This is a genomic window from Cytobacillus solani, assembly GCF_006704205.1.
GTDB lineage: Bacteria > Bacillota > Bacilli > Bacillales > Cytobacillaceae > Cytobacillus > Cytobacillus solani.
Genome location: NZ_CP041305.1, coordinates 3,047,345 through 3,059,500, shown reverse-complemented (window position 1 = coordinate 3,059,500; position 12,156 = coordinate 3,047,345). Strand labels below are relative to the sequence as shown.

The window sequence follows — 12,156 nt, the reverse complement described above, 5'->3', positions numbered from 1 at the left end:
TACCGTCCACCGCTACTATTGCGAATGCAAGTTGACAGTGAAAGCTCAGGGAGGTAATTCATCCTTCTACATGTACTGACTCGCAGCAGCCGTCAGCTTTCTGAAACAGAGATAGAAGCACTACTTAGAATCCCGTCAATGCTTATAAAATATTTTTTTAGGATATAGCATCATTTTTATCATATACACCAATCAAATGTCAACATGAGTAACAATGAAATATACTTAAATATTGAAACTTAACACTCATTTCTTTCGACAAAGAAAAGAAGGGAATTTCTGAAAAAAAGCGAACCTTGAGATAATAGTATGCCAGTTTATGCTATAATGTATGTGATTTTAGGGGGATGATTGAATGAAAGAAAACCGGAACCTTTTGGATAAATTGAAATCATGGCTTTCTATTTTTACAAATAAAAAAACGACGAAGGGTGCCAGCATTACCTTACAAGTAACATGGAATCTTGTCTTGTTATTCATTATCTTAATCGTTCTTGGGGGATCGTTTGCTGGCGGCGTTGGTGCTGGCTATTTTGCCTCTCTCGTGAAAGATGAGCAAATACGGCCATATGAAAACATGAAAAAGGATATTTACAACTATGAAGAAACATCCGAATTATATTTTTCTGATAATGTATATCTCGGTAAGCTTCGGACCGATTTAGAGCGTGAAGAAGTCAAACTAGAAGATGTTTCCCAGCACATCATTGATGCTGTCATCGCTACGGAAGATGAATATTTTTATGAGCATGATGGCGTCGTGCCTAAAGCTATTATGCGTGCCATTTTCCAAGAAGTTACAAATTCCTCTGTCCAATCTGGAGGAAGTACGCTCACACAGCAATTAATTAAGAATCAATTGTTAACAAATGAAGTATCTTTTGAACGGAAAGCGAAGGAAATCCTGCTTGCTCTTCGTCTTGAAAAATTCTTTGATAAGAAAGAAATTTTAGAAGCCTACTTAAATGTTTCAACATTCGGAAGAAACTCCTCTGGCAGAAACATTGCTGGTGTCCAGTCAGCATCAAAAGGGTTATTTGGCGTGAATGCAAAGGAATTAAACCTTCCACAAGCGGCGTTTATTGCAGGTCTTCCGCAAAGTCCATTCGGTTATACCCCTTATACACAAGGGGGAGAACTAAAGTCCCCAGAAGGGATGGAGCCTGGATTAACAAGGATGAAAACCGTTCTGCAAAGAATGTTTGATGATGGAAGAATAGATCAGAAACAATATAATGAGGCAGTTGCCTATGATATTACGAAGGATTTCATCCCACGTGTTGAAAGTTCAGTTGAAAAATATCCATATTTAACAATGGAAATCGAAAAACGTGCAGTAGAAGTAATGTCTCTTATTTTAGCGGAAAAAGATGGCTATGATGAAGTGGATTTAAACGAGGATAGTGAGCTTAAAAATGAGTACAAAATTCTCGCTGACCGAAATTTAAGGCAGAATGGCTATCAAATTCATACGACGATAAACAAGGAAATATATGATGCCATGCAAGCGGCTAAAGATAGCTATCAATACTATGGCAGTGATAAAGTAGAAATGGTCAAAGATCCAGAAACCGGAGAAACGAAAGAAGTAATTGAACCTGTTCAACTTGGTGCGGTTCTGATTGAAAACAGTACCGGAAAGATCCTTTCTTTTGTTGGAGGAAGAGATTATGAAACAAAGCAGCTAAACCATGCTACTGATACATTAAGACCGAACGGTTCGACAATGAAACCATTAGTTGTTTATGCTCCCGCTCTGGAGCTTGGTGCTGTTGCACCAGGGACAGTCATACCTGATGTCCCTGTGTACCTTAATCCTGCTAAGCCGGGTGTTCCTTATCCGACCAACTATGATAAGCGTTACAGCGGATTAGTGTCAGCCCGCCATGCATTAAAGATGTCTTATAATGTACCAGCCATGCTGACGTACAAAACAATTATGAATCAACGTCCAGCACAATATCTAGAGAAAATGGGTTTCACATCCGTTATAGAAAGCGACTATCAAAATCCTTCTCTCGCTCTTGGAGGGATAACAAACGGTGTCACTGTTGAAGAAAACGTCAATGCTTTCGGTACATTTGCCAATGGCGGAAAATTTATTGATAGTTATATCATTGAAAAAATCGTTGATAATTCCGGAAATATTCTTTATCAGCATGAGGCAAAACCAGTTGAAGTATTTAGCCCACAAACCGCTTGGTTAACCATTGATATGATGAGAGATGTTGTGAAAAGCGGGACAGCTAATTCGTTAAAAAGCCGGTTAAAGTTCAGCTCAGATTGGGCTGGAAAAACTGGAACAGGCCAGGATTTAAAGGATACTTGGTTTGTAGCTGTCAATCCAAACGTTAGCTTCGGTGTCTGGACTGGATATGATACACCAAAGGCATTAGAGCTTCGTTACAAAGGGATTCACCATAGTCCGCGTACTATTTATTTATGGGCACACTTAATGAATGCTGCTTATGATGTAGCCCCAAGTATAGTGGACCCTGAAAAACAATTCCAAATGCCTGGAGGAATCGTCCACAGATCCTATTGTGCAGCATCTGGTCTTCTTCCAACAGATGCTTGTTCAAAAGCCGGTCTCGTTGAATCAGATTGGTATAACGCAAAATTTGTCCCTTCCGGCTCTGATGACAGCTTTGCGGATGGAAGATATGTTCAAATAGGGGAAAATCGCTATATGGCATTGGCGAGTACTCCTGAAGAGTTTACATCCTCTGGCGTTTTATTAAGTCCAAAATACTTTGAGGATAAATATGGAATCCCAATAAAGGATACGACAAAATTAATACCTAGATTAGACAGATGGGGAAATCTTCTTGTTGCAGAGTCAAAGCTATCGGAAAATGGTAAAAATCCTGGTGCACCAAGTATCAGCGGAAAAGATTCCCTTATTACATGGAGCAAACACCCTGAAGGAGATGTAATCGGATACCGTGTCTACCAAAAGACAGAAGGCGGAGCAAAGAAAGTAAGCAGTATTTCCGCTGGGCATTCGTTATCATTTAGTGCAGCGAATGGCGAATATTATATAACTGCAGTTGATATTGCAGGCAAAGAATCTCCTCCATCCAATATCATTCAGCTTGGAAAGCCGCCAGAAAAAGAACAAGAGGTAACTACACCTCCAGTAGAGGAAAAACCAAAGGATCCCTCTGGTGAAGGCGAGAATAAAAATCCTGATGGTTCCGGCACGGCGCCTGGTGATGGTGATGAAAATGGAGATCATGAGGAAGGCACAGAGCCTCCTCCTCCGAAAAACGAATAATCTTTTAAGAGGAATAAATGAAAAAGAACCGGACCATTTTGGTCGCGGTTCTTTTTATATTTATTCACAATTAATTAGTCTTCCATTGTCGAAAGATCGCCAGTCGGAAGATCCAGCTCCCATGCCTTTAATACCCGGCGCATTATCTTTCCACTTCTTGTTTTTGGCAGTTTATCACGAAATTCAATTTCGCGTGGTGCAGCATGGGCTGCAAGCCCTTTTTTCACAAATTGGCGAATATCCTCAATTAATTCCTCCGATGGTTCATGACCATCCAGCAACGCAATAAATGCTTTAATAATTTCTCCTCTTACAGGGTCTGGCTTGCCGATGACACCAGCCTCTGCAACAGCTGGATGCTCCAGCAGCTTACTTTCTACTTCAAATGGGCCAACCCGCTCACCTGAGGTCATAATAACATCATCTACCCGTCCCTGGAACCAGAAATAGCCTGCTTCATCCATGTAGGCAGAATCACCAGAGACATACCAATCACCAGGCATGAAGTAAGATTCATATTTTTGTTTATTATTCCAGATCGTATGCATCATCGCTGGCCAGCCCTTTTTAATAGCTAAGTTTCCCATGCGATATGGAGGCAGCTCATTCCCTTGATCATCCACAATTGCAGCAACTACTCCAGGAATTGGTTTCCCCATAGATCCAGGTTTAATTTCCAGACATGGATAATTACAGATTAACAGCCCGCCAGTTTCTGTCATCCACCATGTATCATGAATTCTTAAATGGAATACCTTCATCCCCCATTTAACGACCTCTGGATTCAGTGGCTCCCCGACACTCACAACATGTCGAAGAGTGCTCAGATCGAATCTCTTAACGATTTCATCTCCAGCACCCATTAGCATTCTAAATGCAGTAGGCGCACTATACCAGACGGAAACACCATATTCTTCAATCATTTTATACCATGATTCGGGATTAAATCTTCCCCCGATAATTACATTTGATGCTCCCGCTAACCATGGCCCAAACATCCCATAGGATGTGCCGGTAACCCAACCCGGATCGGCTGTACACCAGTAAATATCATCCTCTTGTAAATCGAGCACCCATTTGGCTGTTTGATAATGCTGAATCATTGCATTATGAACGTGAAGAACCCCTTTTGGCTTTCCTGTGGAGCCAGAAGTATAATGAAGAATAAGACCATCTGTCCGCTCTACCCACTCAATTGAAAGCTTATTGCTTGCTTCTGCAGATCGTTTATTAAAATCTACATATGGTCCGTCCTCAACAATATTTTCTCCTACTAGGAAAATAGTTTTTAATGATGGAAGCTCATCGACAGGAACACGCTTTAATAGATCTGGTGTCGTGATCAGAACCTTTGCTTCACTATCCTCTAATCTGTCACGTACAGCTCCCTCCATGAATGCTTCAAATAATGGCCCTACAATTGCACCAAGCTTTATTGCGCCTAAAGCAGCAAAATACAACTCTGGGGAACGAGGCATAAAGATAAAGACCCTATCTCCTTTTTCGACATCTCCATATGCTTTCAAAGCATTTCCTGCTTTATTCGAAAACTCCTTCATTTCTTTAAACGTATATTTTTCTTTCCTTAAGCCGTCCCTGAAATAAAGGGCAATCTTATTTTTTCTGTAGGTTTCTGCATGCCGGTCAATTGCCTCATAGGCCATATTGACACGGCCCGTTTTATTCCAAGAAAATTCTTTCTCAACAACCTTCCAATCAAAGTTGTTGTACAGATCATCATAATTTTTAAGATTATAGTCCCCTTTAGTTGCTGGCAACGCTTCCACTTTCATAAAAAAATCCCCCTTTAAATAAAAATAAAACTTCAGCCCTTCCCATTTCATATGTAAGAAAGAATATTCAAGAGTAAGCAGGGCGCTCTTGCATTTCTTAATTGTTTACTATTATAGTATAAGTTCAATCAATTCTCAATTTTAAAAATATTGTCTCGCCAATTTTTTATTAACTTAGTAGAATAGATCCATAATTGTCACAAAAAAATCTGAATACAATGGAAAATCATTTGAAAGCGCTTAAAAATACAAGATATTATGTATAATAGAATTACTCATAATCATATTTATAGGCGGTGTATAAATGGAACATCGAAAAACGTATAATGCGAAAGAAATTAAGACTCCAAGGGGACCAGTGCTTATCGAAGGTCCTATCTCACCTGAAAAATTAATGGGATACGAGTTTCATAAAGATTTAACAGCTTTTCGTCCATCAGAACAGCAAAAAAAAGCACTTATTGAAATTGCCGGTCTTCCTGAAGGAAGAATAATTGTTGCTCGAAGCAGAGATATGATTATCGGTTACGTTACTTATGTGTACCCTGATCCACTAGAAAGATGGTCTGAGGGGCAAATGGAAAATTTAATTGAGCTAGGGGCAATTGAGGTCATACCTGAGTTCAGAGGATCTGGAACAGGTAAAAACTTATTGAAGGTTTCTATGATGGATGACGCAATGGAAGATTATATTACCATCACTACCGAATATTATTGGCACTGGGACCTAAAAGGCACAGGGTTAAATGTATGGGAATACCGAAAAATAATGGAGAAAATGATGAATGCTGGCGGTCTTGTTTGGTATGCAACAGATGATCCTGAGATCAGTTCACATCCCGCTAATTGTTTAATGGCCAAAATTGGCAAAAGAGTCGATTTAGACTCCGTTCAGCGGTTTGACCGTCTCCGTTTCATGAACCGATTTATGTACTAGATTTACAATCATTTTTAGAATGGAGGGGTCGTAAGTGATTGTTGAAGAAATTATGAAGAAGGACGTTATTTCATTATTTGAGAATGATAGTATAGCAGATGCTATTCGATTAATGGGTGAGAAGAAAATTCGTCACCTTCCAATTATAAATATTGAACAACATTTAGTTGGCCTAGTCACAGATAGAGATATTCGTGATGCAACACCGTCCATATTTGAAACAGAGAAGTTTAAAGCTGGATTACAAAATCCACTGAAAATGATCATGAAAACTGATGTAATTACCGGGCACCCGCTTGACTTTGTTGAAGAAATCTCCGCCATTATATATGAGCATCGGATTGGCTGCCTGCCTATAATAAACAATAAAAAATTAATTGGGATAGTAACAGAAACAGATTTGCTTCGAACGTTAGTTGAATTGACTGGAGCACACCAGCCAGGATCTCAAATTGAGGTACGTGTTCCAAACAAAACAGGAATGCTCCATGAAATTTCATCTGTAATTAGGAATAAAAATGCAAATATTCAAAGTGTCCTCGTCTACCCTGATAAAAGTGATGAAAAATATAAAATTATTGTCATAAGACTTCAAACAATGAACCCTCTTTCATTAATAGAGGATTTAAAAAATGCTGGTCTTCAAGTTCTATGGCCCAATTATCCAGGGATGTCATCATGATGCAGGATTCAGTTTTTATTTATTCAGAGGATTTGCTGAGCTACAAATTCAATACAAATCATCCCTTTAATCAAATAAGAATCAAATTAACACTTGATTTGCTTCAACATTTGCAAGCTATTCGGGACGATCATCTCATACCTCCGCGTCCTGCGACAGACGACGAGCTGGAATTAATTCATGACCCTAGATATATTCATGCAGTCAAGCTCGCAGGAAGCGGCCAGCTGTCTGCTGAACAAGCAGATAATTATGGACTTGGCACAGAAGATGTTCCAATTTTTCAAAATATGCATGAAGCTAGTTCATTACTCGTAGGAGGAACACTAACGGCAGTTGACTTGGTAATGAACGGGCATGCAAGACATGCCCTACATTTAGGCGGCGGTCTGCACCATGGTTTTCGAGGGAAGGCATCCGGCTTTTGTGTGTACAATGACAGTTCAGTTGCTATTAAGTATATGCAAGAAAAATATAAAGCAAGAGTGCTCTATATCGATACAGATGCCCATCATGGAGATGGTGTCCAGTGGTCCTTTTATGATGATCCGAATGTTTGTACACTTTCCATCCATGAAACCGGCAGATATTTATTTCCTGGGACCGGAAATGTAAATGAAAGAGGACAGGGAAAAGGATACGGATATTCTTTTAATATTCCGCTAGATGCATTTACTGAAGATGAATCTTGGCTTGATGTATATCGCACATCCATTAGGGAGGTAGCTGAATTTTTCAAACCCGATGTCATCCTTACTCAAAACGGTGCTGATTCACATTTTCATGATCCCCTTACCCATTTATCAGCAACTATGAACATTTATCGTGAAATTCCAAAGTTGGCTCATGAAATTGCCCATCAGTATTGCGATGGAAGATGGATAGCTGTTGGAGGAGGCGGCTATGACATATGGCGTGTCGTTCCAAGAGCTTGGGCACTAATCTGGCTAGAAATGACTGAAAACTCAAATTGTTATGGCAGTTTGCCATCCGAATGGATCAATGGATGGCAGGATCAAGCACCTATCCCGCTTCCAGTAAGCTGGGATGATCCGGAAGATATGTACAAGCCGATTCCTCGCAAATTAGAAATAACCGAAAAAAATAAACAAACATTAGATAAAGCACTGTACCCAATTAGGAATCAGAAAAAAACAGAATCGATATAAGAAAAGCGCAAGCGCCTTGATCATCGCCGTACAAACTGGAAGGACCGCGACTGAGATAAAGGAAACACGGTAAGCGAAAGCGAACCGATGTTGACTTATCGCAGGGAGGGGGCCTGAAGTTTGATAGGCGATAGGCGCTGGAGCTAGACAATAAAAAGGACCGCATTGGTCCTTTTTATTATGAAGCTAGATCATCTTCACTATATTTTGGATCTGAAATAATTATTTCTACCCGGCGATTTTTCTGACGATTTTCCGGACTATCATTAGAAATAACTGGTCTTGTATCCGCATAGCCAACTGCAATAAATCGGCGGCTATCAAGCTGATGATTAGCTATCAGATAATTTATTACACTGCTGGCACGTGCAGCTGAAAGCTCCCAATTGGATGGATATCTAAAAGAACTCATTGGAATATCATCTGTATGGCCTTCTACCTTAACTAAATTAGGCAGCTTCACCAAAAGCTCGCCTACTTTAGTTAAAAAGGCATGTGAATCCCCAAGAAGGGTCGCTTGCCCCGGATCAAATAGAACCTGCTCTTGCAATACAAGTACGACTCCACGTTCCGTCCGGTTGGCAATAATTACATCCTCCAAGCCATTTTTGTCCAGGTAGTTTTGTACTTCAGTTAATAAATTCTGTAAGGATTCCTCGGACATATCTTTCTCTTCATTATTCTCCGGCAATTCCGTCTCCACGGCAGCTGGGTTTTCCAGCGGGATCATTGAAGGGTAGAAGTCAAAAAAATGCTCCTGGAATGATTCAGTAATTGCTTTAAACTTAATCATATCAATTTGGGACATTGAAAACAGCAAAATAAAGAAAACTAATATGAGTGTAACTAAATCAGAGAATGTGACCATCCAGGCCGGGGCGCCTTTCGCTTGCCCAGCTGTCCTTCTCTTAAGCTTCATCATTCAGAGCCTCCCCTGAATTCATAGCTTGAATCGCTTCTTTTCTCTCTTTAGAGGATAGAAAGGCACTTAATTTCTCTTCTAATAGTTTAGGATTCTGGCCAGATTGCACGCCGATAACTCCTTCAATAATGATTTGCTTAAAAAATACCTCTTGTTCTGTCTTTAAAGCAAGCTTAGAAGCTAACGGCAGGAAAAATAAATTAGCTAACAATGTTCCATATAAAGTAGTTAATAAAGCAATTGCCATATTAGGTCCTAAAGAGGATGGATCATTCAGACTTTTTAACATAAGGACTAGTCCAATCAGTGTTCCGATCATCCCCCATGCAGGAGCATATTCCCCAGCCTTTTCAAGTATACTTCTACCTTTTCTATGTCTTTCTTCCATAGCCACTATTTCTGCATTCATAATATCGTTAATAACATCTGGCTCAATTCCATCAACTGCAAGTAAAATCCCCTTGCGTATGAAAGGATCATTAACCTCATCCAATTGTGTCTCTAAAGATAATAATCCCTCTCGCCGTGCACGGTCAGATAGATGAACAAATGTCTTAATTAATCCGCTTAAGTTTTGCTCATTATGTGAAAAGCCATGCCTAATGACAGTGAACATATGCTTCATATCCTTTAACGGGAAGCTGACAAGCAGTCCAGCGAGTAGACCGCCCACTACAATTAACATAGAAGCAGGGTCAATAAACGAAAGAAATCCACTCATTCCACCGTTTGTAATAACCCCAAAAATAAGCATCCCCAAACCAACGATTAAACCAATAGGTGTTAACGCATCAAACCTTTTCATATTCCCTCTCCCGATCATTTAAAAATAATGTGTTATCTGCTTTTTTATTATTTAGTTGAGTTTCGCTGTTCGATTCGATGAGGAAGAACAATAATATGATCAGAGATTTCTTCTTTATTCATTAATTTTGTAAGGAGTCTCATTGCAACTGCACCAATATCGTATAAAGGCTGCACAACAGTAGTGAGCTGTGGTCTTACCATTAATGATAAACGAGTATTATCCGAACTAATTACTTCAAAATCCTCGGGGATTTTGAAGCCTCTATCCTCTGCTCCATGAACAACGCCTAAGGCCATTTCATCCGATCCTGAAAAGATCGCAGTTGGTTTCTTACTTTGTTCAAGAAGCTTTTCAAATACTTCTATTCCGGAATCATATGTATAATCCCCTTCTACCACGAAGTCTTCATTGTATTCAATTCCGGCTTCAGCAAGTGCCCGTTTATATCCTGCTAATTTTTTATCCCGGTTAATTGGCTCTACTAAGGGACCGATAGCGATTGCAATTTCCTTATGTCCCTTTTCGATAAAGGAATGAATCGCATCAAATGTGGCTTGTTCGTAGTTAATATTTACTGACGGGATTTTCTCACTTTCTTCAATAGAACCTGCAAGTACAATCGGTACAGGAGATTTTTCAAATTCCTCAACAAGTTCTGGAGTAATATTTCCTCCCATAAAAACAATTCCATCCACTTGTTTTCCAAGCATTGTATTTAATAAATGCAGTTCTTTATCCAAGTTTTGATCTGAATTGCTAAGAATAATATTATATTTGTACATTGTTGCGATATCTTCAATTCCTCTGGCAAGCTCAGCAAAAAATGTACTTGAAATATCCGGAATAATTACACCTACAGTTGTTGTTTTTTTACTGGCAAGACCGCGAGCAACAGCATTTGGACGATAACCTAGTTTTTCAATTACCTCCAATACTTTCTTTCGGGTAGCTGGCTTCACGTTAGGATTCCCATTAACAACCCTTGAAACAGTTGCCATTGATACATTGGCTTCTCTTGCCACATCATATATTGTTACATTCATAAATTTTCACTCCTTATTCTAATAACGATCCATATGGTTTATCATAGTTTACTGCAAGCTGCAGCAACCTACTCATTCTCTTGGAATCTGATTAAAAATATATGTATAATTATGTATTCAATCATACGACAGTAATTGACAAGCCGCAATGTAAAGACTTGTTTTTTTATAAAAAATACACAATAAAAAGCCTTCTACACGATGCAGAAGGCTTTCACTATTAAACTCTGGCAAAGGCGAATGATCGAAGTTCGTTCATAAATTCATCAAATTGCTTTAAATCCATTTGTTGTGCATTATCTGATAACGCTACTGCTGGATCCGGATGAACCTCAGCCATTACTCCATCAGCACCAATTGCTAAAGCTGCCTTAGCTGTAGGGAGAAGCAAGTCTCTTCTTCCAGTAGAATGCGTGACATCAACCAATACTGGTAAATGGGTTTCTTTCTTCAAAATTGGGACAGCAGAAATATCTAGTGTATTTCTTGTTGCACGTTCATACGTTCGAATTCCACGTTCACAAAGAATAATTTGTCCATTGCCTTGAGCCATAATATACTCAGCCGCATTTATGAACTCTTCAATTGTAGCAGAAATCCCCCGTTTTAAAAGGATTGGCTTATTTACTGCTCCGGCTGCCTTCAACAGTTCAAAGTTTTGCATGTTTCTTGCGCCTATTTGAATGACATCTAGATAGTCCACTGCTACTTCAATGTCAGCAGGGCTAACAATCTCACTAATAACAGCTAGGTCAAACTCATCGCCAATTCTTTTTAATATTTTTAAGCCTTCTAATCCAAGACCTTGGAAATCATAAGGAGATGTTCTAGGTTTAAAGGCTCCTCCACGTAAAAGCTTAAGCCCCTTTGCTCTTACAGCATTTGCAACAGTCGCTACTTGTTCATAGGATTCCACCGCACATGGACCAAAGACTAAATGAGGTTTCCCATCACCTATTCTTTCTCCTTTAAGTTCAACAATCGTGTTTTCAGGTTTCTTTTTTCTAGAAACTAATAGAGCTTTGCGGTGATCATCCTCTTGAAGCTCTAATCCAGCTTTGAAAATTTCCTTAAATACATGTTCAATGGTTGAGTTTTCAAATGGCCCATCATTATGCTCCTTAATCTGATCAAGCATTTTTCTCTCACGGACAGGATCATAACGATAAACCCCCTGTGTTTCCTTCGCCTTTCCAATTTCCTGAACAAGCTTGGCTCTTTCATTAATTAATGATAAAAGCTGTAGGTTTAGTTCGTCCACACGATTACGTAGTTGATCAAGTTCCTTACTCATTACAATCCCTTCCTTTCCATTTTTAAATGTTGAGTCAGAAAAAGAGTGTTACTTTGATAATTGTCTAGTGCAAGCACCTATCGCTAATCAAACTTCAAGTCTCCTCCAGTTTATACAGCGATGATTAAGGCGCTTACGCTTTTCTTCTTTATCGACCCGATATTATATGTTACATTTTAAATAATTAGAGTTATTATATATGAATTATCTGAGTATGTCACTAATAATTTC

The 12,156-nt window shown here is 39.2% G+C and carries 9 protein-coding genes and 1 other annotated feature (1 of these 10 running past the window's edge); of the genes, 4 read left to right on the top strand and 5 right to left on the bottom strand.

The window, feature by feature from the left end; translation table 11 throughout:
- Positions 1 to 148, bottom strand: a binding site (T-box leader) (it extends 79 nt beyond the left edge of the window).
- A gap of 207 nt (positions 149 to 355) precedes the next feature.
- A complete protein-coding gene (locus FI644_RS15360) occupies positions 356 to 3,277 on the top strand; it encodes a transglycosylase domain-containing protein (protein WP_142108592.1) in 2,922 nt (973 codons plus the stop codon).
- A 74-nt stretch (positions 3,278 to 3,351) separates the two neighbouring features.
- Here FI644_RS15360 and acsA read toward each other — a convergent pair whose 3' ends face one another.
- Positions 3,352 to 5,070 carry an acetate--CoA ligase gene (gene acsA / locus FI644_RS15355; protein WP_053477327.1) on the bottom strand — a complete coding sequence of 573 codons (1,719 nt, stop codon included), beginning with the start codon at positions 5,068 to 5,070 and terminating at the stop codon, positions 3,352 to 3,354.
- A 304-nt stretch (positions 5,071 to 5,374) separates the two neighbouring features.
- On the opposite strand from acsA, the gene FI644_RS15350 reads away from it, so the two are divergent.
- The 3 genes from FI644_RS15350 to FI644_RS15340 are packed head-to-tail and all read left to right on the top strand — an operon-like array spanning position 5,375 to position 7,858.
- Positions 5,375 to 6,007 carry a GNAT family N-acetyltransferase gene (locus FI644_RS15350; RefSeq protein WP_053477328.1) on the top strand — a complete coding sequence of 211 codons (633 nt, stop codon included), beginning with the start codon at positions 5,375 to 5,377 and terminating at the stop codon, positions 6,005 to 6,007.
- Positions 6,008 to 6,041: 34 nt separating this feature from the next.
- Positions 6,042 to 6,689, top strand: a complete 648-nt coding sequence (locus FI644_RS15345; RefSeq protein WP_053477329.1) for an acetoin utilization AcuB family protein — start codon at positions 6,042 to 6,044, stop codon at positions 6,687 to 6,689.
- The gene (locus tag FI644_RS15340; protein WP_053477330.1) at positions 6,686 to 7,858 is read left to right on the top strand and encodes an acetoin utilization protein AcuC; all 1,173 of its coding nucleotides are present in this window, start codon (positions 6,686 to 6,688) and stop codon (positions 7,856 to 7,858) included. The genes FI644_RS15345 and FI644_RS15340 overlap by 4 nt, the downstream gene beginning before the upstream one ends.
- 178 nt (positions 7,859 to 8,036) lie before the next feature.
- Here the strand turns inward: FI644_RS15340 and motS are convergent, their stop codons facing one another.
- The 4 genes from motS to FI644_RS15320 all read right to left on the bottom strand — a co-directional run bounded on the left by motS (position 8,037) and on the right by FI644_RS15320 (position 11,925).
- Entirely contained in the window at positions 8,037 to 8,780 is a 744-nt protein-coding gene (gene motS / locus FI644_RS15335; protein WP_379999238.1) for a flagellar motor protein MotS, read from the bottom strand.
- A complete protein-coding gene (gene motP, locus FI644_RS15330; protein WP_053477331.1) occupies positions 8,767 to 9,585 on the bottom strand; it encodes a flagellar motor protein MotP in 819 nt (272 codons plus the stop codon). The genes motS and motP overlap by 14 nt, the downstream gene beginning before the upstream one ends.
- A 47-nt stretch (positions 9,586 to 9,632) precedes the next feature.
- Positions 9,633 to 10,631, bottom strand: a complete 999-nt coding sequence (gene ccpA / locus FI644_RS15325) for a catabolite control protein A (RefSeq protein WP_053477332.1) — start codon at positions 10,629 to 10,631, stop codon at positions 9,633 to 9,635.
- Positions 10,632 to 10,851: 220 nt separating this feature from the next.
- A complete protein-coding gene (locus FI644_RS15320; RefSeq protein ID WP_053477333.1) occupies positions 10,852 to 11,925 on the bottom strand; it encodes a bifunctional 3-deoxy-7-phosphoheptulonate synthase/chorismate mutase in 1,074 nt (357 codons plus the stop codon).
- Positions 11,926 to 12,156: the final 231 nt, after the last annotated feature.